This window comes from Micromonospora sp. NPDC007220, from assembly GCF_040634035.1.
GTDB classification, from domain to species: Bacteria; Actinomycetota; Actinomycetes; order Mycobacteriales; family Micromonosporaceae; genus Micromonospora; species Micromonospora reichwaldensis.
Genome location: NZ_JBEYEU010000002.1, coordinates 17,507 through 44,200, shown reverse-complemented (window position 1 = coordinate 44,200; position 26,694 = coordinate 17,507). Strand labels below are relative to the sequence as shown.

General features: G+C 73.9%; 21 protein-coding genes. 2 read left to right on the top strand and 19 right to left on the bottom strand.

Going from position 1 to position 26,694, the window contains the following annotated elements; all coding sequences use genetic code 11:
* Positions 1-38 precede the first annotated feature (38 nt).
* The 19 genes from ABZ573_RS06315 to ABZ573_RS06225 form a co-directional block, all read right to left on the bottom strand.
* A complete protein-coding gene (locus tag ABZ573_RS06315; protein ID WP_358116229.1) occupies positions 39-2,906 on the bottom strand; it encodes a PQQ-dependent sugar dehydrogenase in 2,868 nt (955 codons plus the stop codon).
* 313 nt (positions 2,907-3,219) lie between these two features.
* Positions 3,220-4,287 (bottom strand): polyprenyl synthetase family protein, encoded by a 1,068-nt coding sequence (locus ABZ573_RS06310; RefSeq protein WP_151455400.1) that lies wholly within the window; start codon positions 4,285-4,287, stop codon positions 3,220-3,222.
* Positions 4,284-5,723, bottom strand: a complete 1,440-nt coding sequence (locus ABZ573_RS06305) for a nucleotide pyrophosphatase/phosphodiesterase family protein (RefSeq protein WP_358116226.1) — start codon at positions 5,721-5,723, stop codon at positions 4,284-4,286. Before ABZ573_RS06305 ends, ABZ573_RS06310 begins: the two co-directional genes overlap by 4 nt.
* 46 nt (positions 5,724-5,769) lie before the next feature.
* Positions 5,770-6,972 carry a metabolite traffic protein EboE gene (eboE, locus tag ABZ573_RS06300; RefSeq protein WP_151455401.1) on the bottom strand — a complete coding sequence of 401 codons (1,203 nt, stop codon included), beginning with the start codon at positions 6,970-6,972 and terminating at the stop codon, positions 5,770-5,772.
* Positions 6,972-7,838: a TatD family hydrolase gene (locus tag ABZ573_RS06295; RefSeq protein WP_151455402.1), complete on the bottom strand. Its 867-nt coding sequence runs from the start codon at positions 7,836-7,838 to the stop codon at positions 6,972-6,974. Before ABZ573_RS06295 ends, eboE begins: the two co-directional genes overlap by 1 nt.
* Complete coding sequence (locus ABZ573_RS06290) at positions 7,838-8,440, bottom strand: EboA domain-containing protein (protein ID WP_151455403.1); 603 nt, start codon at positions 8,438-8,440, stop codon at positions 7,838-7,840. Before ABZ573_RS06290 ends, ABZ573_RS06295 begins: the two co-directional genes overlap by 1 nt.
* A 35-nt stretch (positions 8,441-8,475) precedes the next feature.
* The gene (locus ABZ573_RS06285) at positions 8,476-9,462 is read right to left on the bottom strand and encodes a sugar phosphate isomerase/epimerase family protein (protein WP_327029294.1); all 987 of its coding nucleotides are present in this window, start codon (positions 9,460-9,462) and stop codon (positions 8,476-8,478) included.
* The gene (locus ABZ573_RS06280) at positions 9,459-10,313 is read right to left on the bottom strand and encodes an SCO3242 family prenyltransferase (protein ID WP_327029295.1); all 855 of its coding nucleotides are present in this window, start codon (positions 10,311-10,313) and stop codon (positions 9,459-9,461) included. The genes ABZ573_RS06285 and ABZ573_RS06280 overlap by 4 nt, the downstream gene beginning before the upstream one ends.
* On the bottom strand, positions 10,297-11,457 hold the full coding sequence (locus ABZ573_RS06275; RefSeq protein WP_151456160.1) for an inositol-3-phosphate synthase: 1,161 nt from the start codon (positions 11,455-11,457) through the stop codon (positions 10,297-10,299). The genes ABZ573_RS06280 and ABZ573_RS06275 overlap by 17 nt, the downstream gene beginning before the upstream one ends.
* Before the next feature lie 488 nt (positions 11,458-11,945).
* On the bottom strand, positions 11,946-13,184 hold the full coding sequence (locus tag ABZ573_RS06270) for a Gfo/Idh/MocA family oxidoreductase (RefSeq protein ID WP_327029297.1): 1,239 nt from the start codon (positions 13,182-13,184) through the stop codon (positions 11,946-11,948).
* 20 nt (positions 13,185-13,204) lie between these two features.
* Complete coding sequence (locus tag ABZ573_RS06265) at positions 13,205-14,260, bottom strand: substrate-binding domain-containing protein (protein WP_151456162.1); 1,056 nt, start codon at positions 14,258-14,260, stop codon at positions 13,205-13,207.
* A 121-nt stretch (positions 14,261-14,381) separates the two neighbouring features.
* Positions 14,382-15,506: an ABC transporter permease gene (locus tag ABZ573_RS06260; RefSeq protein WP_358116217.1), complete on the bottom strand. Its 1,125-nt coding sequence runs from the start codon at positions 15,504-15,506 to the stop codon at positions 14,382-14,384.
* A complete protein-coding gene (locus tag ABZ573_RS06255; RefSeq protein WP_358116214.1) occupies positions 15,503-17,062 on the bottom strand; it encodes a sugar ABC transporter ATP-binding protein in 1,560 nt (519 codons plus the stop codon). Before ABZ573_RS06255 ends, ABZ573_RS06260 begins: the two co-directional genes overlap by 4 nt.
* The gene (locus tag ABZ573_RS06250) at positions 17,059-18,237 is read right to left on the bottom strand and encodes an ROK family protein (protein ID WP_151456164.1); all 1,179 of its coding nucleotides are present in this window, start codon (positions 18,235-18,237) and stop codon (positions 17,059-17,061) included. Before ABZ573_RS06250 ends, ABZ573_RS06255 begins: the two co-directional genes overlap by 4 nt.
* A 241-nt stretch (positions 18,238-18,478) precedes the next feature.
* On the bottom strand, positions 18,479-19,591 hold the full coding sequence (locus tag ABZ573_RS06245) for a YihY/virulence factor BrkB family protein (protein ID WP_151456165.1): 1,113 nt from the start codon (positions 19,589-19,591) through the stop codon (positions 18,479-18,481).
* 64 nt (positions 19,592-19,655) lie between these two features.
* Positions 19,656-20,456 carry an ABC transporter permease gene (locus ABZ573_RS06240; RefSeq protein WP_151456166.1) on the bottom strand — a complete coding sequence of 267 codons (801 nt, stop codon included), beginning with the start codon at positions 20,454-20,456 and terminating at the stop codon, positions 19,656-19,658.
* A gap of 11 nt (positions 20,457-20,467) precedes the next feature.
* Positions 20,468-21,268: an ABC transporter permease gene (locus ABZ573_RS06235; RefSeq protein ID WP_358116738.1), complete on the bottom strand. Its 801-nt coding sequence runs from the start codon at positions 21,266-21,268 to the stop codon at positions 20,468-20,470.
* Positions 21,269-21,355: 87 nt separating this feature from the next.
* Positions 21,356-21,898 (bottom strand): hypothetical protein, encoded by a 543-nt coding sequence (locus ABZ573_RS06230; protein WP_358116210.1) that lies wholly within the window; start codon positions 21,896-21,898, stop codon positions 21,356-21,358.
* Positions 21,899-22,044: 146 nt separating this feature from the next.
* Positions 22,045-22,977: an ABC transporter ATP-binding protein gene (locus tag ABZ573_RS06225; protein WP_132236952.1), complete on the bottom strand. Its 933-nt coding sequence runs from the start codon at positions 22,975-22,977 to the stop codon at positions 22,045-22,047.
* 516 nt (positions 22,978-23,493) lie between these two features.
* Here ABZ573_RS06225 and ABZ573_RS06220 point away from each other — a divergent pair.
* Together ABZ573_RS06220 and ABZ573_RS06215 are read left to right on the top strand one after the other, a co-directional pair.
* The gene (locus tag ABZ573_RS06220) at positions 23,494-25,623 is read left to right on the top strand and encodes a TRAP transporter fused permease subunit (RefSeq protein ID WP_358116735.1); all 2,130 of its coding nucleotides are present in this window, start codon (positions 23,494-23,496) and stop codon (positions 25,621-25,623) included.
* Entirely contained in the window at positions 25,620-26,639 is a 1,020-nt protein-coding gene (locus ABZ573_RS06215; RefSeq protein ID WP_151456933.1) for a TAXI family TRAP transporter solute-binding subunit, read from the top strand. The genes ABZ573_RS06220 and ABZ573_RS06215 overlap by 4 nt, the downstream gene beginning before the upstream one ends.
* The last annotated feature ends 55 nt before the right edge of the window (positions 26,640-26,694 follow it).

Below are 26,694 nucleotides of genomic sequence, written 5' to 3'. Positions count from 1 at the left end.
GGGGCGGGGAGGGGCGTCGTGCCCCTCCCCGCCTCAGGTCAGGGCAGGGTCCACTTCTGGTTGGCGCCGGTGTGGCAGGTCCACAGGTGCACGGCCTGGCCGTCGGTCGGGGTGTTGCCCGAGACGTCCAGGCACTTGCCGGTCTGCGGGTTCTTCAGGGTGCCGTCCGCCTGGGCCGACCAGTTCTGGGCGCCGGTGCCGTTGCAGCCGTACAGCTGGATCTTCGTGCCGTCGGCGGACCCGCCGCCGGAGATGTCCAGGCACTTGCCCAGCGCCTTCACCGTCGAGTTCGGCGTCACCGTCCACGTCTGCGCGGCGCTGCCGTTGCAGCCGTAGATCTGGATCTGGGTGCCGTCGGCGGTGGCCGCGTTGCGTACGTCCAGGCACTTGCCGCCGAGCCCGACGACCGGGCCGGTGCGGGCCCCCGCCGAGCCGGTGGTGAAGGCGAACGTGTCCACGTCGTAGAGCGCGCCGGTGCCCGTGCCGGCGAACGTGAGGTAGAGCGTGCCGGTGCTGGCCGGCGCCCCGGAGATGCTGCCGCTGACCGTGGTGAACGCGTCCCAGGCGCCGGTGACCGGCACGGTCGCGGAGCCGAGCACGGTGCCCGTCGGCGAGCCGAGCCGCACCTGGAGGGTGCCGCCGGCGCCGGCCGAGGAGACCCGGGCGCTGAACGAGGTCGCGTTGTCGATCCGGTACGGCTCGAACGCGATCCAGTCGCCGTTGTTGATGTCGCCGACGGTCCTGCCGCCCTCGGCGGTGCCCTTGTCGAAGGTGCCGACGCCGGAGGAGGTCTTGAAGTGCTCCGCCTGGCGCTTGCGCGGCTGGAGGGTGTGCTGCTTGTGCGTGGTCAGCCCGCCCGCGTCGGTGTACTCGGCGTCGAAGACGGCGAAGATGTTCGCCGCGTCGTCGTGTTCACCGTCGACGGGGATGGTGATCGAGCCGGAGCAGCCGTTCTTCGAGGTGATCTGGTGGCCGTGGTTGTCGTGGCCCAGCACGTACGTCATCTTGACCTTGGTGCAGTCGATGGCGGCGTCCTCGGGGTCGGTCACCGTGATGCTGAACGGCACGGTGTCGCCGTAGCTGAACAGCTTGCCGTTGGCCGGGCTGTTGATGGTGACCGTGGGCGCGGTGTTGCCGACGCCGATCTGCACGTTCGCCGTGCCGGTGGCGCCCTGGGGGTCGCGTACGGTCAGGGTGACCTGGTAGGTGCCGTTGGCGGTGTACGTCTTGCTGGGGTTGGCCGCCGTCGAGCTGGTGCCGTCGCCGAACGCCCAGGAGTAGGTGAGCGCCCCGCCCTCCGGGTCGCTGGACCCGGCCGAGGAGAAGTTCACGGTCAGCGGGGCCGCTCCGGAGGTCTTGTCGGCCGCGGCGACGGCGGTCGGCGCCCGGTTGCCGCCGGCAATGTAGTCGTAGCGGTAGAGCGCCGAGTTGGCGTCGCCGTTGAAGTACCCGGTGCCGTAGTCGAGGATGTAGAGCGCGCCCTCGGGCCCGAACGCCATGTCCATGATCTGCTTGCCGTTCCACGGGAACGTGTCGATGCCGCCCGGGCTGCCGTCGGCGTTGAGGTGGATCGGCTTGACCCAGCCCCGGCCGAGTTCGCCGGCGAAGAACTGCCCGTCGAAGGACTGCGGGAACTTGGTGGTGGAGTTCAGCGCGGCGTCGTAGCGGTAGACGGGGCCGCCCATCGGCGACTCGGAGCCGCCGCCGAACTCGGGCGGGGTGCCGGCGTCGCCGGCGTACCGGATCCAGGCCGGCTTCGCGCCGGGCAGGGTGGGCAGGCCGGTGTTGCGGAAGGAGTTGTTGGTCGGCCCGCCGGAGCAGTTGTACTTCGCCCCGGCGGTCCCGGCGGCGAAGTCCCACTCGGCGTACGTCTCGGTGGCGGTGTTGGTGCCGGTGCAGTACGGCCAGCCGTAGTTGCCGGGCCCGGTGACCCGGTTGAACTCCACCTGGCCGCTCGGCCCCCGGGCGCTGGTGGTGCCGGCGTCCGGGCCGTAGTCGCCCACGTAGACGATGCCGGTGGCCCGGTCCACGCTCATCCGGAACGGGTTGCGGAAGCCCATGGCGTAGATCTCGGGGCGGGTCCGCGCGTCCGAGTCGACGAACATGTTGCCCGCCGGGATCGAGTACGTGCCGTTGGCGTTCACCTTGATCCGCAGGATCTTGCCGCGCAGGTCGTTGGTGTTGGCCGCGCTGCGCTGCGCGTCGTACGCGGGGTTGCGGTTGGTGCGCTCGTCGATGGGCGCGTACCCGGCCGAGTCGAACGGGTTGGTGTCGTCGCCGGTGGAGAGGTAGAGGTTGCCGGCGGCGTCGAAGTCGATGTCGCCACCGACGTGGCAGCACATGCCCCGGTCGGCGGGCACGTCGAGGATGTCGACCTTGCTGCCGGTGTTGATCGTGAAGTCGGCGTTGAGGGTGAACCGGGAGAGGCGGTTGACGCCCTGCCAGGCCGAGAAGTCGGTGCCGGTCGCCGGCGCGTCGCCGGCCGGGGTGGACAGCGGCGGGGCGTAGTAGAGGTAGATGTGCCGGTTGCTGGCAAAGTTCGGGTCGGCCCCGACGCCCTGCAACCCCTCCTCGTCGTGGGTGTAGACCGGCAGCGTGCCGATCACGGAGGTGGTACCGGCGGAGTCCGTACGCCGGACGGTGCCGTTGCGGGCGGTGTGCAGGACCGACCGGTCCGGCAGCACCGCGATCGTCATGGGCTCGCCCACCTCGGCGACGCCCTTGGCGAGGGTGACCTGCTGGAAGTCGGTGCCGACGATGGGGTGGGCCTGGGCCGGGCCGGGGCCGCCCAGCGTGGCCGGGCCGGCGCCGAGGGCGACCGTGCCGGCGGTGGCGACCAGCAGCAGCGCCGAGGCGGCGGAGAACCGTCGTCGGAGCCGTGGGATGGGGGCGTCCTGGGTGGACATGGGTGTGCCGTCCCTTCCTGACGAGTGACTGCCAGGGCGGGCGCGCGCCGTCGCGCCGGATGCCGTAGCGGGGGATGCGGTCGGCCCGCCGGGGTGCCGTGCCCGGCCAGCCGCGACCCACGAGGGATGGAGTGGACCCCATCGATCGGAGGTCACCAGTCGATGGGTTCCCGCGCCGCCGGTTCACCTCGACGAAACAGATTCGTGATGGCCCGACATTAAATGGCGAGCATCGATGTGTCCATACCTTCCGCCGATTCGGCACCAACTTTCGTCGATCCCGTCAAAAGTCGCCGCCTGCCGGAGCCTCGACTCAGTGGGGACGGTCGACGGCCTGGGCGGCGAGGGCGGTCAGGGCGGCACGGGCCTCGGCGGTCACCGGGGTGGACCCCAGGGCCGCCAGGGCGGCCTCCGCGCGTACCCGGATCATCTCCTCGATCCGCTCGCGGGCCCCGGTGCCTTCGATGATCTTCCGCAGCTCGCCGGCGCCGTCACTGTCGAGCGCCGGGTTGCCGAACAGCTCCCGCAGCCGCGCGGCCTGCGCCCGGTCGGCGGCGCCCCGGGCCAGCGCCATCATCACCGTCGGCTTGCCCTCCCGCAGGTCGTCCAGGATCGACTTGCCGGTGACCGTCGGGTCGCCGAAGACCCCCAGCACGTCGTCGCGCAGTTGGAACGCGTCGCCCAGCGGGTCGCCGAACTCGGCCAGCGCGGCCAGCAGCTCCGGCCCGGCCCCGGCCAGCGTCGCCCCGATCTGCAACGGCCGGGTGACCGTGTAGCGGGCCGCCTTCATCCGGACGACGGTCAGCGCGCTCGCCACCGACCCGTCGCCCACCCCGGAGACCAGGTCCAGGTACTCCCCCGCGATCACCTCGGTGCGCATCAGCGCGTAGACCGCGTACCCCCGGTGCACCCGCCCCGCGTCCAGGCCGCACTCGTGGAACATCTGGTCGGACCAGGCGGCGCAGAGGTCGCCGCAGAGCAGCGCGGTGTTGCGCCCGTACGCCTCGGGGTCGCCGCGCCAGGACGAGCGGGCGTGCAGGTCGGCGAAGAGCCGGTGCACCGACGGCCCGCCCCGGCGGCGGTCGCTGCCGTCCAGGATGTCGTCGTGGATCAGCGCGAACGCGTGGAACAGCTCCAACGCGGCGGCGGCCGTCACGATCGGGGCGCCGTCGGGGCCACCCGCGCCCCGCCATCCCCAGTAGCAGAAGAGCGGGCGCAGCCGCTTGCCGCCGGCCAGCACGAACCGGTGCAGCGCGGTGAAGACGCCCCGGGGCGCGCCGTCCGGCCAGTCCCGGCCCTGCCGATCGAGGAAGGCGGCGAGCGCGGCGTCGAACCGGGCCCGCAGCCCGCTCGTGTCGGTCGGGGCGACGACGGCGGTCACGGCTCCTCCCCGGACGGTCCCGCCGACGCCGGGGTGGGCGACCCGGCCGACGCCGGTGCCAGCCCCGCCAGCTCCAGCAGGAGTGCCTTGACCTCGGTCGCGGCGATTCGGTTCCGGGCGGCGGACGGATCGGAGCAGAGCAGCACCGGCCCGTCCGCCGGGTCGGCCGGGAGCCGGCCGTGCGACCCGCGCACCGCCCGGGCGCCGGCGTCCAGCCCCACCACGCTCATCAGGTAACGCATCCCGAGCTTCTTGCGCGCCAGCGCCACGGCGGCCCGCCGCTTCGCCGCCAACGGTGCGGCCGGGTCGAGAAACAGCTCCGCCGGGTCGTAACCCGGCTTGCGATGAATGTCCACCAGCCGGGCGAAGTCGGGCGCGCGGGCGTCGTCGAGCCAGTAGTAGTAGGTGAACCAGGCGTCCGGCTCGGCGACGAGCACCAGCTCCCCGGCGCGCGGGTGATCCAGCCCGTGCGCGGCCCGGCCGTCGGCGTCGAGCACCTCGGCCACCCCGGGCAGCCCCGCGCAGAGCGCCGCCACCGCCGGCACGTCGGCCGGGTCGCGGACGTGGACGTGCGCCACCTGGTGGTCGGCCACCGCGAAGGCCCGCGAGGTCCACGGGTCGAGGTACTCCATGCCGGCCTGGGTGTGCACCCGCAGCAGCCCCTCGGCGCGCAGCAGCCGGTTGACGTCGACCGGCCGGGAGACGTCGGTGATGCCGTACTCGGAGAGCACCACCACGGTCGCGTCCCGGGCGCGGGCGGCGTCCAGCAGCGGCCCGAGCACCCCGTCCAGCTCGGCCGCCGCCGCGGCGGCCCGGGGCGACGACGGGCCAAAGCGTTGCAGGTCGTAGTCGAGGTGCGGGACGTAGACCAGGGTCAGGTCCGGCGCGTGGTCGGCGAGGATCCGCTCGGCGGCCCGGCAGATCCACGCCGACGACGCCAGCCCCGCGCCCGGCCCCCAGTAGCTGAACAGCGGGAAGGTGCCGAGCCGGTCGGTGAGGGCGTCGTGCAGCTCCGGCGGGTCGGTGTAGCAGTCCGGCTCCTTGCGCCCGTCCGCCCGGTAGACGGGGCGAGGGGTGACCGTCCAGTCCACGTCGGCGCCCATGGCGTACCACCAGCAGACGTTGGCCACAGTGAAGCCCGGCTCGACCCGGCGGGCCGCCTGCCACAGCTTCTCGCCGCCGACCAGGGCGTGGTGCTGGCGCCAGAGCAGCACCTCGCCGAGGTCCCGGAAGTACCAGCCGTTGCCGACGATCCCGTGCCCGGCCGGGAGCTCCCCGGTGAGGAACGTCGACTGCACCGGGCAGGTCAGCGCGGGCAGCACGGTGCCCAGCTCCGCGCGGAAGCCGGCGTCGGCGACCGCGCGCAGCCGGGGCATGTGCGCCAGCAGGCGCGGGGTCAGCCCCACCACGTCCAGCACCACCAGCCGCCGACTCATGCCGGCACCCCCGCGCCGTGTCGACGGTTCGCTCGCTGGCGCCCGCTCATCGCCGTACCTCCGCCGTCGCCGGGGCCGCCCGGCCCGCCGGCGCCAGGCCCAGGGCGACCAGCTCGGCGCGGGCGAAGGCCAGCTCCGCGGCGATGCCGGCGGCCAGCTCCGCGTCGGTGCGCGGGCGCCGCGCGGCCGGCAGCACCCCCCAGGTGTACGTCTCGACGTCGAGGTGGTCGCAGCCCGCCTCCGGCCCGGCGTAGAGCGTGGCCAGCGCGGCGCGCAGCACCGGCAGGGTCGAGCCCAGCGGCGGCTCGGGCGGGGCGTGCAGCGGCACGTGGTAGTGCACCCGCCACGGGCCGGGCAGCCGCGCGGCCAGGGCGGCGTCCAGGTCGTCGGCGGCGTGGGCGGGGTCGGCAGGGTCGGCCGCCCCCGCGCAGCCTGCCGCCCGGGTCTGGTGCAGGAAGCGCGGCTCCACCCAGCGTCGCAGCGCCGGCGTCGCCTCGGCGGGCGCCTCGATGGCGGCCGAGACCTGCACCTTCACCACCGGCAGCCCGGCCGTGCGCAGCCGGCCCAGCGCCTCGGCCGGCGCCTCCCAGGCGCAGGCGAGGTGGGCGAGGTCCAGGCAGACGCCGAGCCGGTCGGTGTCCACGCCGGCCAGGGCCGCGACGGCCTGCCCGGTGCTCTCCACCACGCAGCCCGGCTCCGGCTCGAACCCGACCCGCACGCTCCGGCCGGTCGCCCGCTCGACGGCCGCGAGACCGGCCGCGAGCTGGTCGAGCCGGTGGCGGGCGGCGTCCACGCGGGCGGCGTCCCAGGGCCGCCGCCAGGCCAGCGGCAGGGTGGAGACCGAGCCCCGGGCCGCGTCGTCGGGCAGCAGGTCGGCGAGCACCCGCGCCAGATCCAGGGTGTACGCGAGCCGCGCGGGCGTGGTCCAGTCCGGGTGGTAGACGTCGCCCTTGACCACGGGCGCCTGGAAGGCCGCGTACGGGAAGCCGTTGAGCGTGACCACCTCCAGCCCCCGGGCGGTCAGCGCGGCCCGCAGCCGGCGACGGGCGGCCGGGTCGGCGGCCAGCTCGGCGGCGACCGGGGCGGCCAGCCACAGCCCGAGGCCGAGCAGGTCGGCGCCGAGCGCCTCGCGTACGGGCACGGCGTGGGTGTCCAGCTGGCGCAGGATGCCGGCGAGGTCCTCGGCGGGGTGCACGTTGGTGCAGTAGCCGAGGTGGACGGTGTCGCCGCCGGCGTGCCGCAGCCGCATCAGCTGCCGCCGCGCAGGATCGAGTTGCCCGCCCAGGTGCCGATCGGCGGGTCGGCGGCGGCGTGCTCCAGGTCCGTCAGGTCGAGCCGACCGGACCGGCCGTAGAACTCGACCGGGTTGCGCCACAGCACCCGGTCCACGTCGTCGTCGGTGAAGCCGGCCAGCAGCATCGCCTCCCCGGTGGCCCGGGTGAGCAGCGGATCCGAGCGCCCCCAGTCGGCCGCCGAGTTGACCAGCACCCGCTCCGTCCCGTACGCCCGCAGCAGCTCCACCATGCGCGGCGGCGACATCTTGGTGTCGGGATAGATGGAGAAGCCCAGCCAGCAGCCGGTGTCCCGGACCAGCCCCACCGTCACCTCGTTGAGGTGGTCGAGCACCACCCGGCCCGGCTCGACGCCGGACTCGGCGACCACGGCGAGGCTGCGTTCGACGCCCCGCGCCTTGTCCCGGTGCGGGGTGTGCACCAGGGCCGGCAGGTCGTGGGCCACGGCCAGGGCGAGCTGGGCGGCGAACGCCTCGTCCTCCGCCGGCGTCATCGAGTCGTAGCCGATCTCGCCGACCGCCACCACGGCGTCCTTGTCGAGATAGCGCGGCAGCAGGTCGAGCACCGGGCGGCAGCGCGGGTCGTTGGCCTCCTTCGGGTTCAGCGCGACCGTGGCGTGGTGGCGGATCCCGAACTGCCCGGCCCGGAACGGCTCCCAGCCGACCAGCGAGTCGAAGTAGTCGGCGAAGGAGGCGGGGCTGGTGCGGGGCTGGCCGAGCCAGAACGCCGGCTCCACCACCGCCCGGACCCCGGCGGCGGCCATCCGCTCGTAGTCGTCGGTGGTCCGCGAGGTCATGTGGATGTGCGGGTCGAAGATGCGCATCAGGCCTCCTGGATTTCGCGCAGCCGGGTGAGCAGGTCGGTCGCGTCCGCCGGCATGGCGCGCCCGGCGGCCTGCCGCTCGGCGGCCAGCGACGCGAGCATCGCGGCGAGTTCGCCGTCGGCGCGGGCGTCGAGGTCGTGCACCACGGCCAGCGGCACGCCGGTGAAGACGCACTTGAGCACCGCCTGCCGCCAGGCGTCCGGGTCGAGGTGCCGGGCGTACGGGCCGAGGGCGGCGGCCAGCAGCCGGGTGTCGTTGGTGCGGATCGCGTCGTGCAGCAGTGGCGTCCCGGCCGCACCGACCGGCAGCAGCGGCAGCGCCTTGAGCACGGCCCGCTTCTCGGCGGCGTCGCCCTGCCGGTAGCGGGTCTCGGCGTGGGTCGCGTGGTCGGTCGGCAGCGCGGCCAGCAGCAGGGCCCGGGCCGCCTCGTCGGCGCTCCAGCCGGGTGCCCCGGGCAGCGGTGCCCGGCCGCAGCGCCGCCCGGCGGCAGCGAAGAACCGGTCGATCGTCGCCGGTTCGGCCGCCACCCGCCGCAGCGCCGTGTCGAGCCAGTCGGGTTCGGGTACGCCCCGCAGCGCGGCCCGCAGTGAATCCGGTGTCATCCCGTCTCCTCCCTCGTGCTGCCGACGTGGCCCCGTCACCGTTGCTGGCGTGCCGCCTCCTTCGCGGTGGCACCCGGTCCCGGGCGTGCCGCCTCCTTCGCGGCGGCACTCGTTTCGGGGCGTGCCGCCTCCTTCGCGGCGGCGCGCAGGAAGTCGAGCGAGCGGGCCGCGACGGCGGGGGCGGCGTGCGAGTGCCGGGGCAGCTCCACGGCGACCAGGCCCCGGTAGCCGGCGTCGCCCAGGGCCCGCAGCACGGGCGGGAAGTCGATCTCCCCCGCGCCGAACTCCAGGTGCTCGTGCACGCCCCGGCGCATGTCGTCGATCTGCACGTTGACCAGGTACGCGCCGACCTCGCGTACGCACTCGGGGACCGGCCGCGGCTCCAGGCAGCGGCAGTGCCCGATGTCGAGGGTGATGCCGAAGCGGTCCGGATCGCCGAGCGCGCCGCGCAGCCGGCGCCAGCCGGCGATGTCCTCGACCAGCATGCCCGGCTCCGGCTCGAAGCCGAGCGTCGTGCCGGCCGCCTCGGCGGCGTCGACCACCGTCGCGCAGCCGGCGACCAGCCGGTCCCAGGCGGTCTCCGGTGCGACAGCGTCGGGGCGTACGCCGGACCAGAGGGAGACGGCCTCCGCGCCCAGGTCGGCGCCGATCCGCACGGCCCGGCGCAGGAACTCGACGCGCCGCGCCGGGTCGTCGTGCAGCAGCGTCGGGGCGTGCTTGTGCCACGGGTCGAGCAGGTAACGGGCGCCGGTCTCGACGACCACGGCGAGGTCGAGCGCCGCGAGCCGGCGGGCCACGGCGGCCACCCGGCGGGCCAGCGCGGGCGCGAACGGGTCGAGGTGGTCGTGGTCCAGGGTGAGCGCGACGCCCCGGTAACCCAGGTCGGCGACGACGGCGAGCGCGTCGGTCAGCCGGTGGTTGGCGAACCCGTTGGTGCCGTAGCCGAACCGGAGCCCGCCGTCGGCCGCGCCGGCCACCACCGTGCCCCGGGGGCCCGGCGCGGGGCGGGTCGGGGCGGTCATGTCGGGGAGATCCTTCGGGCGAGCCGGCCGCCGAGCGGCGCGGCCGCCGCCACCGCCAGCCCCAGCAGCCCGGCCCCGGCGCGCGCGGTGAGGGCGCCCTGCAACGCGGGCAGCCCGGTGATGCCGGCTCCCACCGCCGCCCGCACCCGGCCGGCGCGGGGGTCGGCTACCGCCCGGGCCTGGGCCGCGCCGTAGCGGGCCACGTACCAGCCGGCCAGCAGCGCCGGCAGCGCGGCCCGCTCGGGGCGGGGTCGGACGACGGCGCCCGCCGCGACCAGGGCGGTGCCGGCGAGGGTACGCAGCGGCAGCGCGGCGTCGGCGCCGGTGACCTCGCGGCGGGAGAGCGCGGTGACCGTCCACGTGTGCGCGGCCACGGTGACCGCCGCCGGCACCGCCCGCAGCGCCCGTCCGCCGGTGGCGCCGAGCAGCACGTCCAGCCCTCGGCAGGCGGCCATCACGGCCGGCCCGGCGGCCGTCGACTTCGCCGCCAGGTCGTACCCCCAGACGGCGGCGGCGAGCGGGACCGCGACCGTCGCGGCGCGCCGGCCACCGGCGGCGGTGGCCAGCGCGACCCCGGCGGCGGTGAGCCCGGCGGCGAGGCCGAGCGCGGCCCCGGGGGCCACCCGGCCGCTGGGGATGGGCCGCTCGGGGCGTTCGACGGCGTCCAGCCGGCGGTCGGCCCAGTCGTTGGCGGCCATCCCCGCCCAGTAGAGCAGGACGGACGCGGCGGCCAGCGCGGGCGTACGCCGCCCGAGCGTGCCGGCGGCCGCCGCCCCGGCGACGACGTCCCCGGGCACCGAGAGCGCGGCCGGCGCCCGGACCAGTTCGGCGAGGTCAGCGAGGCGCGGCATCGGTGCCTCCCGCGTGCAGCCGGTGGGCGAAGCCGCACAGTCGGGTCCACTGGTCGGCCAGCGAGTGGGTGGGCGTGCCGAGCGGGTCCTTGAAGAAGAAGGCGAGGTCGGTCAGGGGGCCGGCGTGGCCGGCGGCGTGCGCGGCGGCGGTGAGCCGGGCCAGGTCGAGCACGAGGGGCGCGGCCAGGGCGGAGTCGCAGCCGTGCCAGGTGAACTCCATCCGCATCCCGGTGCCGAGGAACCCGGCGAACGTGATCAGGTCCCAGGCGGTCTTGAAGTCGCCCAGCGCCTCGACGTACTCGATGCGGGTGCCGCCCTGCGGCAGGTGGCCGAGGGTCTCGCCGAGCACGCGCTGCTTGCTCTCCACCTTGGCCGCGTTGGCCGCCGGGTCGGCGAGGGTGGCGCCGTCGCCGCCGCCGAGCAGGTTGACCCCGGACCAGGAGCGCACCGCCAGGTGCCGCATCGCGAACATCGGCGCGAGCACGGACTTGACCAGCGTCTCCCCCGTCTTGCCGTCGTGCCCGGCGTACGGGATCCCGCGCTCGGCGGCCAGCGCCACCAGGGCCGGCAGCCGCAGCCCGGTGGACGGGGTGAAGTCGACGTACGGGCAGCCCGCCCGCACCGCCGCGTACGCGTAGAGGGAGCTGGGTGGCAGCACCTCGTCGGGGCCGGCGAGCGCGGCGGCCAGCGCGCCCGGGTCGGCGTGGCCCGGGTGCGGGCGGGCGGCGGGTTCGGTGGCCGAGACGTTGACCACCACCACCCGGTCCAGCCCGTGCCGGCGGCGGAAGTCGGTGAGGTCGCGTACGGTCGCGGCGGCCCGGTCCGCCTGGCTGCCGCCGGCGGGGGCCGGACGCAGCTCGCGTTCGACGGCGGCCAGCTCGTCGGGGAGGGCGGCGACCAGCCGGCCGGGCAGCACGCCGGCGGCGGCCAGGGTCTCGGCCCGCTTCGCCAGCGGAGTGGTGACGACGTCGTGCCCGCCGAGGACCAGGTCGGTGAAGGCCGGCAGGGCGGGCCCGCGCAGGTCGGGCAGCTCGGTGACGCAGCCGGTCGGGCCGGTGAGCCCGGACCGCAGGGCGAGCGCCCCCACGATGCTGGTGGTCGCGACCGAGCCGCGTGCTCCCACCAGCCAAACACCCGTACGCATGGTGCTCCTTCCCGATCAGGAGGAACCAGCCGTGCATTGAGGTATATAGATATCAGAAGTTTGTTCAGAAAGATACGCATCTATGCGGATGGGCCCCGTCCGCCGGCCGCCCCGGGAGGAGCCCACCGGTCCGGTGTCGACGTCGGCGGCGACGACCCCGGTCCGGTTCCCGGCGCGGACACGGACGGACGGGGCTGGCAGGCAGGGCCGGTCGGCGTCCCGTCCCTGCCTCCCCCGCATCCGCCGGTCGGGACGACGGCGCGCGCCGACCGGACGTCGTGGGGGTGACACGGCCCCGGCAACGGTCGCCGGGTGGTGACGGTCCTCCGGTGCGACCGGGGAATCCCGGTCCGGCCGCACCGGACGACCGTTCTGCTCGTGCGTCACCGGGCCACGCCGGCCCGGCCGCACGTCCTCCGGCTCCGACCTCGTCCCGGCCGCGGGGCGCAACCGCGGCCGGTCCCTCGCCGGTCGGCGCCGGAGTCGGCTCAGGCGGCGACCGTGGCCAGGGCCGGCTCCACCTCGGTCCACGAGGAGCCGAGCTCCGCCGACCGGGTCACCGCGTCCAGCACCAACTGGACCTGCAACCCGTCGACGAAGGAGGGCGCCGGGTCGACTCCGGTGGCGACCGCCTCGACGAAGTCCCGCGCCTGGTGGGTGAAGGAGTGCTCGTATCCGATGAGGTGGCCGGGCGGCCACCACGCGGACATGTACGGGTGCTCCCCCTCGGTCACCAGGATGCGGCTGAAACCCTGCTCGGCGGCGGGTCGCGTCGCGTCGTAGAACTCCAACTCGTTGAGGCGCTCCAGGTCGAAGGCCACCGTGCCCAGCGAGCCGTTGATCTCCACCCGGAGGGCGTTCTTGCGTCCCGTGGCGAAGCGGCTCGCCTCGTACGTCGCCAGCACGCCGCCGTCGAGGCGGGCCACGAAGACCGCCGCGTCGTCGACGGTGACCGCCCCGGTGGCCGGGCGGTGGCCGTCGGCGCCGTTGCCGTCGGCCGCCGCCCCGTCCACCGTCGCCGCCAGCCCGCTCGACCCGGCCGGCAGCGGCCGTTCCTTGACGAACGTCTCGGTGACCGCGCTGACCCCGGTGATCCGCCGGCCGGTGACGTACTGGGTCAGGTCGATGATGTGCGCGCCGATGTCGCCGAGCGCGCCGGAGCCGGCCTTGTCCCGCTGCAACCGCCACACCAGGGGGAACTGCGGGTCCACGATCCAGTCCTGCAGGTACGTCGCCCGGACGTGCCGGATCACCCCGAGCCGCCCGTCGGCGACGAGCTGGCGCATCATCGCGACCGCCGGCACCCGCCGGTAGTTGAACCCGCACATCGACCGCACCCCGGCGGCCTGCGCGGTGACCGCCGCGGCGGCCATCGCCCGGGCCTCGGAGACCGTGTTGGCCAACGGCTTCTCGCACAGCACGTGCTTGCCGGCGGCCAGCGCGGCGAGGGCGATCTCGGCGTGGCTGTCCCCGGGCGTGCAGACGTCGACCACGTCGATGTCGTCCCGGGCGATCAGGTCGCGCCAGTCGGTCGTGTGCGCGTCCCAGCCGAGCCGGTCGGCGGCGTCGGCCACCTTCCCGGCGTCCCGGCCGCAGATCAGCGACATCCGGGCCCGCGCCGGCAGGTCGAACACCCGGTTCACGGTGCGCCACGCCTGCGAGTGCGCGGCGCCCATGAACGCGTAGCCGACCATGCCGACCCGCAGTTCTCTGTCTGTCGTGGACAAGGTGGGTCTCCCCCCGTGTATCAGAACCCGAGCTTGAGGTAGCTGCCCGCGTTCTCCTTGGTGATCGTCTCGGAGGCGAGGATGATCTCCTTGGGCACCTGGAGTTCCACCAGGTCGGACATGCCCTTGCCCTGGCCGATCAGCCGGGCCAGGGAGATGGCCGAGGAGGCCATCGAGGGGCTGTAGGTCACCGTCGCCTTCAGCACCGTGTTGTCCGCCTGGATGTCCTCCATCGCCTTCTTCGAGCCGGCGCCGCCGACCATGAAGAACTCCTTGCGGCCGCTCTGGTTGACCGCGGCCAGCACGCCGATGCCCTGGTCGTCGTCGTGGTTCCAGAGCGCGTCGATCTTCGGCAGGGCCTGGAGCAGCTGCGCCGCCTCCTGCTGCCCCGAGTCGGCCGTGAACCGGGCCGCCCGGCGGTTGGCGACCTTGAAGCCGCTCGCCGTCAGGGTGTCGACGAAGCCCTTCGACCGCTCCTGGGTCAGCTCCAGCTCGTCCATGCCGGCGATCTCGCCGATCACCGGGTTGCTGACGCCCTTGGCCTTGAACTGCTCGATCATGTAGGTGGCGGCGGCCACGCCCATGCCGTAGTTGTCGCCCTTGATCTGGAGCCGGTAGGCCCGCGCGTCGGGGAACGCCCGGTCCAGGTTGACCACCGGGACGCCGGCCTTCATCGCCTCCAGCCCGAACGCGTTGAGCTCCTTGCCGTCGTGCGGCAGCAGCACGATCACGTCCGGCTTCTGCGAGATCAGCGTGGACAGCGCCGCCCGCTGGGCCGCCGCGTCCGCGCCGGCCTCGACCGACTTGAACTCCACGTCGGAGTACGCCCCGGCCTGCGCCTTGGCGTTGTTGGTGATGGCGGCGATCCAGCCGTGGTCGGCGGCCGGCGCGGAGAAGCCGATGACGACCCGCTTGCCGGGCTCGTTGTTGCCGCCCGGCGCGGCCGCCGCCTTGGTCTGCGCCTCGGTCGGCTTGGTCTCGTTGCTGGTGCAGCCGGCGAGCAGCACGCCGGCGCCGACGGCGGCCCCGCCGAAGAGCAGCCGGCGGCGCGACATGTCGCGACTGTGCTGGGTCATGACGACCTCCTGGGTTGACGGTGGTGGAGGAAATCTCGCGGTGCGGGACGGAAGAGCGCGTGCGGTGCCCGGCCACCCTCGCTCAGGTGGCCCGGATGCCGCGCGGTCGGTGCGGTGCGGGTCAGGTGGTGGTGAGCCGGTTGCGGCTCAGGAACTGGGTGAGGCTGCGGAACTGGACCTGCTGGACCAGGACGGCTGCGACGATGATGCCGCCCTTGACCATGTTCTGGGCCTCCGTGGAGAGGCCGTTGATGGCGAAGAGGTTGGTGATGGTGGCGAAGATGACCACGCCGAGCAGGGAGCCGATGATGGTGCCCCGCCCGCCGCTGAGCAGCGTGCCGCCGATGATCGCGGCGGCGATCGCGTCCAGCTCGTAGAGGTTCGCCATCGCCGCCTGCGCCGAGTTGGCCTGGGCGGTGAGCATGATGGCGGCGATCCCGCAGCAGAGCCCGGAGAGCGCGTAGAGCAGCACGGTGTGCCGCCGGACGTTGATGCCGGCGAGCCGGGCGGCCTCCGGGTTGCCGCCGACGGCGACCGTACGCCGGCCGAAGGTGGTGCGGTTGAGCAGCACCCAGCCGGCGGCCACCACGGCGGCGAGGATGTAGACCAGCAGCGGGATGCCCAGCAGGCTGTTGCTGGCGAGGCCGTTGATGAAGCCGTTGTCCGACACCTGGGTCTGCTTGTCGGAGATCTCGGCGGCCAGGCCCCGGGCCGCCACCAGCATGGCGAGGGTCGCGATGAACGGCACCAGCCGGCCGTACGAGATGAGCAGCCCGTTGACCAGGCCGACCGCCAGCCCGACGGTGAGCGCGCTGAAGATCATGCCGCCGGCGCCGTAGCTCTGGGTGGCCACCGTGGTGCACCAGACACCGGCCAGCGCGACGATCGCGCCGACGGAGAGGTCGATGCCGCCGCCGATGATCACGAAGGTCATGCCGACGGTGACCACGCCGACCACGGCCGCCAGCTTGAGGATGCTCAGGACGTTGTCCCACACCCAGTCGGGGTTGGAGTAGAGGTCGGAGCGGGTGAGGGCGCCGATCACGACGAGCACGGCCAGCACCCCGATCAGGCCGAGGTTGCGGCGGGCGCCCTCGCCGCCGTCCCCCCGCCACCAGGAGATCCGGCCCGGTGCCGCCACCTTGTCGACGGCCGCCGCGGTCTGCGCCGGGTCCACCGGCGGCGACTGCGCCGGCAGTTGCGCCGCCCGCTCCGGCGCCACGGTGGGAGTAGGACCCTCGGTCATGCCGGTGCGCCTTCCATCAGGGACCCCGCCATGACGAGGTCGAGCACGGTGTTCTCGTCGAGTTCGCGGGCCGGGGCCTCGTGGACGACCCGCCCCTCCCGCATCACCAGCACCCGGTCGGCCAGGCCGAGCACCTCGGGGACCTCGCTGGAGACCAACAGCACCCCGACGCCGCGCGCGGCCAGCCCCCGGATCACCTGGTAGAGCTCCGCCCGGGCGCCGACGTCGACGCCCCGGGTCGGCTCGTCGAGCAGCAGCAGCCGGGTGTCGCCGAGCAGCCAGCGGCCGACCACCACCTTCTGCTGGTTGCCGCCGGAGAGGGTGCGCACCGGCCGGCGTACGTCGCGGGGGCGCAGCTCCAGGCTCTCGGCGATCCGGTCCGCCTCGGCCCGTTCCCGCCCAGCGTCGGTGAATCCGGCGCGGGCGTAGCGGGCGAAGGTCGCCAGGGTCACGTTGCGGTAGATCGGCTCGCCCAGCAGCAGCGCCTGGCTCTTGCGCTCCTCGGGGGCCATCCCCATCCCGGCCCGCACCGCCGCGCCGACGCTGCCGGGGCGCAGCGCCCGGCCGGCCATCCGCACCGAGCCGGCATCGGCACGGCGCGCGCCGTAGATGGTCTCCAGCAGCTCGGAACGACCCGAGCCGACCAGCCCGGCGATGCCGACGATCTCACCGGCCCGGACGCCGAGCGAGACGTCGGCGAACTCGCCGGCCCGGGTCAGCCCCTCGACCGTGAGCAGCTCCGCGCCGCTGGCCACGCCGGCCGGGCGGTCCGGGAAGACGTACTCGATGGTGCGGCCGGTCATGCGGCTGACCAGGTCGCGGGTCGGGGTGTCGCGGGCCGACAGGTTCGCCGCGGTGGTCCGGCCGTCCTTGAGTACGGTGACCCGGTCGCCGATCTCGCGGATCTCCTCCAGCCGGTGCGAGATGTAGATGACGGCGATGCCCTGCGCGGTCAACTCCCGGATGATCCGGAACAGGTTGCCCACCTCGTCGTGGGCCAGTACGGCGCTCGGCTCGTCCATGATGATCAGCCGTGCCTCGTGGGAGAGCGCGCGGGCCATGCTGACGATCTGCTTGCCGGCGGCGGGCAACGCGCGCACCATCCGCCCGGGCGGGATCTCGGCGTGGCCGAGCCGGCCGAGGATCTGCCGGGTGTGCCGGGCCATGGCGCCCCGCCGGACGAAGCCGAGCCGGCGCGGCTCGTGGCCGAGGAAGGCGTTCTCCGCGACCGAGAGGTCCTCGACCAGGTCGAGTTCCTGGTAGATGGTGGCGATGCCGGCGCGCATGGCGGCCTGCGGGTTGGCGAAGGTGGTCGGCTCGCCCCGCCACTCGACGAGCCCCGAGTCGGGCCGGTGCACCCCTGCCAGGACCTTGATCAGGGTGGACTTGCCGGCGCCGTTCTGCCCGAGCAGGCAGTGCACCTCGCCAGCGCGCACCTCCAGCTGCACCCCGTCCAGGGCCCGTACGCCCGGGAAGGTCTTGACCACGTCGGTGAGGCGCAGCACCACCTCGCCCGCGACGGCGTCGGCGGGTGTCCCGACCAGTTGCTCACTCATGATGCCTCCGCGAAGGCCACGTCGCTGGCCAGCACGGCGGCACCGGCGACGCCGGCGCGCGGGCCCAGCTCGGACAGGACGACGGGCAGGTTGCCGGTGGCCAGCGGCAGCGACCGGCGGTAGACGACGCTGCGGATCTCGGCGAGGAGGATGTGCCCGAGCTGGGCGAGCCCGCCGCCGATCACGATCATCGACGGATTGGTGAAGCTGACCAGCCCGGCCAGGACCCCACCCACCCGCCGACCCCCGTCGCGGATCAGCTGGATGCACGTCACGTCCCCCTCGACGGCGCCCCCGGCGACGTCCAGCGCGGTCACCGCGCCGCGTGCGGCGAGCCGTTCGGCCAGCGCCGGCGACACCCCGCTGCGCGCGGCGGCGGTCGCGTCCTTGGCCAGCGCGGCCCCGCTGAACAGGGCCTCCAGGCAGCCGATGTTGCCGCAGGAACACATCGGGCCCTGCGCGTCGACCTGGATGTGGCCGATGTCCCCGGCGCAGCCGTCGGTGCCCCGGTAGACCTCGCCGCTGAGGTAGATCCCGCACCCTATTCCGGTGCCGATCTTCACGAAGAGGAAGTCGTCCACGGAGTGGGCGACCCCGCCGTGCCGCTCCCCGATGGCCATGATGTTGACGTCGTTGTCGACCACCGCCGGGCAGCCGTGCTCGCGGGTGAGCAGCTCGCGCACCGGGAACCGGTCCCACCCGGGCATGATCGGCGGGGAGACCGGCACGCCGTCGCGGAAGCTGACCGGGCCGGGCACCCCGATGCCGACGGCGTCGAGCCGCTCGTAGGCGCCGTCCACCCGGGCCTTGTGCAGCAGCTCGTTGACCCGCTGGAGGATCACCTTCGGGCCGGTGCGGATGTCGGCCGCCTCGGCGTACGCGGCGACCGGCTCCAGCCGGCCGTTGACCACCTCGACGTCGATGGAGCTGGCGCCGAGGTCGACGGCGGCGAAGCGCAGGCGCGGGCTCAGCTCGACCAGGGTGGAACGGCGACCGCCCCGGGAGGCCGCCAGCCCCGCCTCGGCGACGTAGCCGAGGGCGACGAGCCGTTCCAGCTCCGCCAGCAGCCGGGGACGGGGCATCTGCAACCGGTCGCCCAGCTCGGCCCGGGACACCGCGCCCTCGTCACGGAGCAGCCGCAGCAGCCGTACGTGCAGGGGGTCGACCGTCCGCACCGGACTCACCTCTTCGCGGGCTCGTTCACATCGACGTGATGCCGAGGTGTCGTGCCGACACAGTAGGAGTGTTCCGTGTCACGTGTCCAGAGCTTCGGCCGATTTGACGCGAACTTTTGTCCGATCGAACAAAAGCATCGGAAGGATCAGGAAAAGCGCGGGGCCCTGAGCTGGCGGGAGCACGCCGCCGCCCCGCCACCGGGGACGGTGGCGGGGCGGCGGGTGCGGACGGGCGACCCGGTCAGCTGCGGTTGGCGGCGTTGCGCTTCTTCTTGAGCTTGCGGTCGTCGCGCAGCTCGACGTACGGCTCCTCGTCCGGGGAGTGGCCCGCCTCGATGGCGCGGCTGCGCTCCAGCTCGGCGTCGAACTCCGCGCCGAGGAGGATCGCGATGTTGCTCAGCCACAGCCAGATCAGGAAGACGATCACACCGGCGAGCGCCCCGTACGTCTTGTTGTACGAGCCGAAGTTGCTGACGTAGAGCGCGAACAGGCCCGAGATCACCAACCAGATGACCACCGCCAGCACGCCTCCGGGGCTGACCCAGCGGAAGCCGCCGTGCCGCGCGTTCGGCGACGCCCAGTAGAGGATCGCGAACATCAGGCTCACCAGGAGCAGCAGCACCGGCCACTTGGCGATGTTCCACACGGTCACCGCCGTGGAGCCCAGCCCGATCGCCTCCCCGACCTGCTCGGCGAGGCCGCCGGTGAAGACCACGATCACCGCGCTGGCCAGCAGCATCACGCCGATCACCGCGGTCACCCCGACGCGGATCGGCAGCGTCTTCCAGATCGGCCGCCCCTCCGGCACGTCGTAGATGGTGTTGGAGGCGCGCATGAACGCGGCGACGTAACCCGACGCCGACCAGAACGCGGCGAGCAGACCGAGGATCGCGGCGAAGCCGGCGAAGCCGCCGCTCTGCTGCGCCTGGTCGATCGCCCCCTCGACGATCTGCCGGATGCTGTCCTGCGGGACGACGTCGTTGACCGTCTCCTTGACGCCCTCCGTGGCCCGTGGGCCGAGCAGGCCGAGGATCGAGACCAGCACCAGCAGGCCGGGGAAGATGGAGAGCACCCCGTAGTACGTCAGCGCCGCCGCCCAGTCGGTCAGGCTGTCGTCCTGGAACTCCCGCACCGTGCGACGCAGCGCGGCCTTCCAACCGGCGCCCGGCAGCCCGGTCGGGCTGTCGGGACCCTCGTCGGGCCCGACCGGGCCGCGACCCGGGCGGTGCCGCTCGGCACGAACGGGGTCGGATCCCCGGTCCGCGCGGCCCGTCCGGCGGTCGCCCACCCGGCCGGCCGCCCCGGAATCGTCGCGGTCGCGTCCGCTGCGGGTGGAGGACTCGTCGGAGGCCATCGCCCCTCCTCGTGGTCGGTGTCAGTCCCCCTCGACATGCCCAGGCAGCGGCCACCGTTAACCACTAGCCGTAGAGCAACCTGCCCATCCGGCGCGAGGCGACCAGCAGCCCCAGGACCATCGCCGCGACCAGGTAGAGCACGTCGAGCACCCACTCCCAGCCGGCCGCGCCCACCGAGACGCCGCGGATGAGGTGCACCGCGCGGTAGAGCGGCGTCACCTCCACCGCCCAGCGCAGCGCGGCCGGGTAGGCCTCGGCGGGGACGAACGTGCCGGAGAAGAGGAAGAGGGTGAACTGGGCCGCCGACATCAGGTCGAAGTCGTGCCAGCTGCGCATGAAGGTGGTGATCGCCATGCCCAGCGCGCCGAAGGCGAAGCCGACCAGCACGGCCGCCGGGAAGGCGACCAGCGCCCGCGCCGCGGTGGTCAACTCCATCACCACCATCACCACCAGGAAGGCGGCCGAGTATGCGCTGCCGCGCAGCATCGCCCAGAGCAGCTCCCCCAGCGCGATCTCGAACGGCTGCACCGGGGTGGCGATCACCCCGTCGTACAGCTTCATCTGCTTCATCTTGCCGAAGAAGTTGAAGGTCGTCTCCGACAGCGCGCCGGACATGGCCGACGACGCGAGCATGGCCGGCGCGACGAACGCCGCGTAGGTGACGACCTCGCCGCCGGGCAGCGTGAGGTCGCCGACCAGCGTGCCGACCCCGACGCCGATGGAGAGCAGGTAGAGCAGCGGCTCCACGAACCCGGAGACGAGCAGCAGCCAGTAGACGGCCTTCAGGGCCGCGACGTTGCGCTCGGCCACGGAGACCGACCGGCGGGACGCGGCGGCCAGCCGGGGCAGGACGAGAGCGACCACTGCGACTCCTCCTAGACGACCAGCCTGCGACGGAACGCGCGCCGGGCCAGCAGCCAGCCGCCGACCGCCCAGGCCGCGAGGTAGAGCAGGTGGCCGGCGACCGACCACTGCGGAGCGACGCCGAGCGCCGCCGCCCGGCACAGGTCGACGCCGTGCCAGAGCGGGGTCGCGTACGCCAGCCAGCGCAGCGCCAGGGGCAGCGACTCGACGGGGAAGAACACGCCGGCGAAGAGCGTCATCGGGATCACCGCGAAGCGGAGCAGCATCGCGAGCCAACTGTCGACGGAGACCACCGACGCGTACGCGAAGGTCGGCGCGGCGACCGCCAGCCCGAGCAGCGCCGTCGCCGGCAGCGCGGCGAGCGCCCACGGAGAGCTCAGCGCCCCGAACAGGGCCGTCACCAGCAGGAACGCCGCGACGGTGGTGACCACCCGGAACACCACGAAGGCCAGGTGCCCGCCGAGGATGTCGCCCACCCGCAGCGGCGCCGCGCTCTGCGCGAAATAGGTCCTGACCCACTGGAAGTTACCGAACACGGGCCACGTCGACTCGCTGACGGCCGTCTGCAACGCGGTCGACGCGATCAGGCCGGGCACGATCCAGTCGAGGTAGCTCACCCCGTCGATGCCCTGGTCGATGTAGGAGCCGACGCCGACGCCGAAGCCGAGGACGGTCAGCACCGGCAACAGGAACGACGAGAAGATCCCCGCCCGCCAGGTGCGCCGGTAGCCGACGAGGTGGTGCGCCAGCACCGCGAGCGCCGGCACCCGCGGCAACCTCGGGCGCGCGCGTTCCCGCGCCGACTGCGCCACGCTCACGCGACCACCCCCGTCTCGCTCCGCGTCCACCACGGCCTTCCTACCTCGCGGGTACGACAGGCCGGCGACTCCGTCGCCCCGTCAGCGCTTACGGGCCGCGCGCAGCAGCGCCTGCACCGCGTAGGCGAGCAGCAGCAGCCCGGTGCCGGTGCCGACGACGAGCCCCGCCGGCACCGCCGAGACGAGCGCGGTGACCAGCCCGGCCACGGCGACGGCGCACACCGCCACCCCGAGCGGCCACAGCAGCGGGTCGCGCAGCACCGGGACGAGGGGGAAGAAGTGCAGCCCCACGACGGCGCCGACCAGCACCGGGATGAACTCCGACCAGCCGACGAGGGCGAGCACGACGGCGCCGAGCCCGGCGGCGGCGAACTCGGCCAGGACGATCAGGAGGTAGCGGCGGTCGGCGGCAGGGTCGTGGGTGACGCCCCCGGCTACCCGGCTGCGGGCCACGACGACGGCGCCGATCACCGCCGTGACCAGGGCCGCGCCGCTCGCGACCACCAGCAGGGCGCGCAGCGGCTGCTCGGCGGCCGGCACGCTGAACCAGATCGTCGCGAAGACGCCCAGGTAGAGCGCGGCGAGCCCGGCCTGGCGGCGGGACTGGAACTCCAACTCCGACATGACACCCCCGTGTGCGTCGCCGGGCGGTCGACGTGGCGCCGGCCCGCCGATGCTACGTAACGGCCGGCCCGCCGCACCCACCCGGTCGCGCCGGACGACCGGCACCGGATCGCGAACCACCGACGACGAGCGACCGGACGCCCCTGTCAGTCGACCAGGGTGCGGCCGGTGAGGTGGAGGAAGACGTCCTCCAGGCTGCTGCGCCGGACCAGCACGTTGGCCGGGTGCAGCCCCCGCTCGCCGACCTCGGCGACGGCCGCGTCGCCGTCGGGCACGTAGAGCAGGATCCGGTCGGGCAGCACCTCGACCCGCTCCCCCAGCCCGTCGAGCTTGCCGGCGAACGCCTCCTGTGACTCGGCGGCGAACCGCAGCTCGACGACCTCCCGGGTGGAGTGCCGGTCGATCAGCGCCCGGGGCGAGCCCTCGGCGACGATCCGCCCGCCGTCCATGACGACCAGGCGGTCGCAGAGCTGCTCCGCCTCGTCCATGTAGTGCGTGGTGAGGACCAACGTGACGCCCTGCTGCTTGAGCCGGAACAGCCGCTCCCACACCAGGTGCCGGGCCTGCGGGTCGAGGCCGGTCGTCGGCTCGTCGAGCAGGACGATCTCGGGCTCGTTGACCAGCGCGCGGGCGATGGTCAGCCGCCGCTTCATGCCGCCGGAGAGCGGCTCCACCCTGCTGTCGGCCCGCTCGGTGAGCTGGACGAAGTCGAGCAGCTCGGCGGCGCGCGCCCGGGCCACCCGGCGGGAGATGCCGAAGTAGCGCGCGTAGGTGGTCAGGTTCTCCTGGACGGTCAGCTCGGGATCCAGGTTGTCGAGCTGCGGGCAGACGCCGAGGCGGGCCCGGATCGCCGGCCCGTCGCGCACCGGGTCCATGCCGAGGATGCGCAGCTCGCCGCCGCTGGGCGGGGAGGTGCAGCCGATCATCCGCATGGTGGAGGACTTGCCGGCGCCATTGGGCCCGAGGAAGCCGAACGCCTCGCCGGCCCGCACCTCGACGTCGATGCCGTCGACGGCGGTGAAGTCGCCGAACCGCTTCACCAGCGCCCGCGCCTGGATGAGTGGTGGAGCCGTGGTCATCGCCCGACCCTAACCTCCGGATCCGACACCTCCCACCGAGCGGTTCCGACACCCCACCGGGTCCGGGCGGGTCCGTCGCCGGGGTGATAGGGGCCGGGGCGGTAGGGGTACAGGCGCCCTGGTCAGGGCCCATCCGGCAACGGAGAGCGACGAAAACTACCCTGCGTCATGGCCTGGTGCGGTGCCGACGGCACGGCGACGGCCACGCGAGGGCGGGACGGAAACGCGTTGCTACCGGACCAGAGTGGACGCATCGGATACGACCCGCTCCCGGCTTGCCGCATTCTTACCAATCAGGGCGCGCATCCTTCCGCATATCCGGACCCAATTACAGTCTCTCTGCGTAATCGCGAGTCCCAATTAATTACTGGCTGCAATCATGATCAGCAATGTTCCGCCCGGTATCTAATTCGCGTATCGTGCCCCCTCGTGCCACCAGTGCGTTCCTCCGGCGAACCCGCCCCGCAGCCGTCCACCGTGGGCCCCGAGTCCACCCCGGATGGCGGTCCGGTCCCGTTGCCGCCCGAGACCGACAATCGGTCCGATCCGGACGGTGCCGCGCCCGATCCACGGGAACTCGCCGCGCAGTTCGAGGACGAAAAGCCCGGGCGGGAACTCTCCGGGCCGATCGGCGTGCTGGTCACCGGAACGACGTTGGCGATCGCGCTGCTCGCCCTCTGGCAGGTGTTCTACCCGCTGCCGCAGGGGAGCAAGTTCTACCTGGTCATCTTCCTGGCCGGCATCCTGCCGATGGTCTTCCTGGCGTACCCGGCGGATCTGCGCCTGCCCCGGCGGCTGCGCCGCACCGGCGCGACCGGGCCGGACGACGCGGTTCCGGCGGAGCGCCCCGGGCGCCGGCGCCCCACCCTGCCGGACTGGATCCTGGCCGGCGCGGCGCTGGTCAGCTGCCTCTACCCGGTGCTGCCCGTCGACCTGGGCGACGGCGGCGGCGGGTACGACGCCTTCCTCGACCGGCAGGGCCTGCTCGTCGGCATGGACGTGGCGATGGGCACCGTCCTGCTGCTCCTGCTGCTGGAGGCGTGCCGGCGCACCACCGGCTGGATCCTGCCGGCCGTCTGCGTGGTCTTCCTCGGCTACGGCTACTACGGCGGGCTGCTGCCCCAGTCCTGGCCGGTGGCCCACGCCGGCCTCGACTTCGGGCAGATCGTCGACGGCCTCTACAACTCCGACAGCGGCTTCTACGGCACCCCGCTCGACGTCGCGGCGACGTACATCGTGCTGTTCACCATCTACGGCGCGGTGCTGGACCTCTCCGGGGCCGGCCGGTTCTTCGTGGAGCTCTCCGCCGCCGCCTTCCGGCGCTCGCGCACGGCCGCCGGGCGCACCGCCGTCGCCTCCGGGTTCCTGCTCGGCACCGTCTCCGGCTCCGGCGCGGCGACGACCGTCAGCATCGGCGCGGTCACCTGGCCCGTGCTGCGCCGCGCCGGCTACCCGCCGGAGCGGGCGGGCGGCATGCTCGCCGCGGCCGGCGTCGGGGCGATCCTCTCCCCGCCCACCCTCGGCGCGGCGGCCTTCATCATCGCCGAGTACCTCGGCGTGTCGTACCTCCAGGTGCTCGGCTGGGCGACCGTCCCGACGGTGCTCTACTACCTCGGCATCCTCCTCGCGGTCGAGATCGACGCCCGCCGCTCGGGCGTGCGGCCGGTGGTCATCGACACGACCTCCGCCGGCCGGCTGCTGGCCCGGTTCGGCTACCACTTCCTCTCGCTCTTCGCGATCGTCGGGCTGCTGGCCGTCGGCTTCTCCGCGACGAAGGCCGTGGTGCTGGCCACCATCCTGGCCGCCGTGCTGTCCTTCCTCGACCGTCGGCACCGGCTCACCCCGGCCCGCCTGCTCGCCGCGCTCAGCGCCGGGGTACGCGGGGTCCTCGCGGTGAGCGCGGTCTGCGCCGCCGCGGGCATCATCACCGCCACCACCACCAAGACCGGCCTCGGCCCCCAGGCGGCGGCGCTGCTGGTCAGCGGGGCCCAGGCCGTCAGCTCCGAGCCGGCCGTGGTGCTGGCGCTCACCGCGCTGCTCGCCGCCGTCGCCCTCACCCTGCTCGGGCTGGCCGTGCCGGTCACCGCGTCGTTCGTGATCGGCTGGGTGATCATCGGCCCGGCCCTGCTGGACCTGGGCGTCACCGCGCCCGCCGCGGCGATGTTCGTCTTCTACTTCGCGGTGCTGTCCGAGGCGTCCCCGCCGACCGCGCTCGCCGCGGTCGCCGCCGCCGCGGTGACCGGCGGCCGGCTGGTGCCGACCATGTGGCAGACCCTGCGGTACGCCCTGCCGGCCTACCTCATCCCGCTCGCCTTCGTGGTCACCCCGACCGGCCTCGGGCTGCTCGGCATCGGGGGCCCGCAGCGGATAGCCGTCGCCGCGACGGTCGCCGCCCTCAGCGTCGCCGTGCTCGCGGTCGCGGCGGGCGGCTGGCTGCCCGGCGTCGGCCCGGCTGGCGCGCCGGAGCGGATCGTCGGCGCGCTCGCCGGGCTCACGCTGCTCTGGCTCGAACCCGTGCCCGTCGCGATCGGCGCCGCCCTGGCTGCCGTCATGGTGGCGGGCGTGCTCGTCAGACGCGGATCCGCCGGCCGGAACGGCGGGCCGTCAGCAGTACCAACGGTGAACCATGGGGAGGAAAAACAGTGAGACGGATCAACATGCGGCTCGCCGCGGGGGTTGGCGCGCTGGCCCTCGTCGCCGCGGGCACCGCCGGCTGCGGAGGCCGTCAGGACGGCGCGACCAAGGACGACGCCGCCAGTGAGATCACCTGCAAGGTCACCGACAGCACCCGCGTCGGCATCGCCACCGGCAACGCCACCGGGGTCTACTACGTGGTCGGCAACGCCCTGGCCGGTCAGCTCTCCGGGGCGACCGAGGGCAAGCTGACCGGCACCGCCGCCGAGACCGGCGCCTCGGTGCAGAACATCGAACAGCTCGTCGGCGGGCAGTACGACGTCGCCTTCTCGCTGTTCGACACGGCGGTCAACGCGGTGCAGGGCAAGGGCAGCTTCACGGCCCCGCAGCCCGTCGAGGCGCTCGCCCGGATCTACGACAACTACACGCAGGTCGTCGTCCGGGCCGACTCGGGGATCAACTCGGTCGCCGACATGAAGGGCAAGAAGATCTCCACCGGCTCCCCGAAGTCCGGCACCGAGGTCATCGCCAACCGGCTGCTGGAGGCCGCCGGCCTCGACGCGGCCAAGGACGTCCAGGCGCAGCGGCTCGACCTGACCAAGAGCGTCGAGGGCGTCAAGGACGGCAGCGTCGACGGCCTGTTCTGGTCGGGCGGGGTGCCCACGGGCGGGCTGACCGACCTGTTCACCACCGCCGGGGACAAGGTGAAGTTCATCGACATCACCCCGCTGCTGCCCAAGATGACCGAGCTCAACCCGGCGTACCAGGCCGGGACCATCGGCGCGGACGTCTACAAGACCGCCGCGGACACCCCGACCATCGTGGTGCCGAACGTGCTGCTGGTCCGCAAGGACCTCAACGCGAACGTGGCCTGCGCGATCACCCGGACGGTGTTCGACAAGAAGGACGCCCTGGCCCAGGCGAACCCGGCCGCCAAGGGCATCAGCCTGGACAACGCCCGCAAGACCGACCCCGTACCGCTGCACCGCGGCGCGGACAAGGCGTTGCAGGACCTCGGCGCACGCTGATCCCCGGCGCCGGGTCCGGGCCTCGCGCCCGGGCCCGGCGCCCCCGACCCTGAGC

Excerpts from the sequence above, each read along its gene's own strand:
- ABZ573_RS06275 (WP_151456160.1), bottom strand. The coding sequence starts at position 11,457 with ATGCGTACGGGTGTTTGGCTGGTGGGAGCACGCGGCTCGGTCGCGACC.
- ABZ573_RS06305 (WP_358116226.1), bottom strand. The coding sequence starts at position 5,723 with ATGAGTCGGCGGCTGGTGGTGCTGGACGTGGTGGGGCTGACCCCGCGC.
- ABZ573_RS06280 (WP_327029295.1), bottom strand. The coding sequence starts at position 10,313 with ATGCCGCGCCTCGCTGACCTCGCCGAACTGGTCCGGGCGCCGGCCGCG.
- ABZ573_RS06265 (WP_151456162.1), bottom strand. The coding sequence starts at position 14,260 with ATGACCCAGCACAGTCGCGACATGTCGCGCCGCCGGCTGCTCTTCGGC.
- ABZ573_RS06230 (WP_358116210.1), bottom strand. The coding sequence starts at position 21,898 with ATGTCGGAGTTGGAGTTCCAGTCCCGCCGCCAGGCCGGGCTCGCCGCG.
- ABZ573_RS06290 (WP_151455403.1), bottom strand. The coding sequence starts at position 8,440 with ATGACACCGGATTCACTGCGGGCCGCGCTGCGGGGCGTACCCGAACCC.
- ABZ573_RS06245 (WP_151456165.1), bottom strand. The coding sequence starts at position 19,591 with ATGGCCTCCGACGAGTCCTCCACCCGCAGCGGACGCGACCGCGACGAT.
- ABZ573_RS06295 (WP_151455402.1), bottom strand. The coding sequence starts at position 7,838 with ATGCGCATCTTCGACCCGCACATCCACATGACCTCGCGGACCACCGAC.
- ABZ573_RS06285 (WP_327029294.1), bottom strand. The coding sequence starts at position 9,462 with ATGACCGCCCCGACCCGCCCCGCGCCGGGCCCCCGGGGCACGGTGGTG.
- eboE (WP_151455401.1), bottom strand. The coding sequence starts at position 6,972 with ATGCGGCTGCGGCACGCCGGCGGCGACACCGTCCACCTCGGCTACTGC.
- ABZ573_RS06315 (WP_358116229.1), bottom strand. The coding sequence starts at position 2,906 with ATGTCCACCCAGGACGCCCCCATCCCACGGCTCCGACGACGGTTCTCC.
- ABZ573_RS06260 (WP_358116217.1), bottom strand. The coding sequence starts at position 15,506 with ATGACCGAGGGTCCTACTCCCACCGTGGCGCCGGAGCGGGCGGCGCAA.
- ABZ573_RS06255 (WP_358116214.1), bottom strand. The coding sequence starts at position 17,062 with ATGAGTGAGCAACTGGTCGGGACACCCGCCGACGCCGTCGCGGGCGAG.
- ABZ573_RS06225 (WP_132236952.1), bottom strand. The coding sequence starts at position 22,977 with ATGACCACGGCTCCACCACTCATCCAGGCGCGGGCGCTGGTGAAGCGG.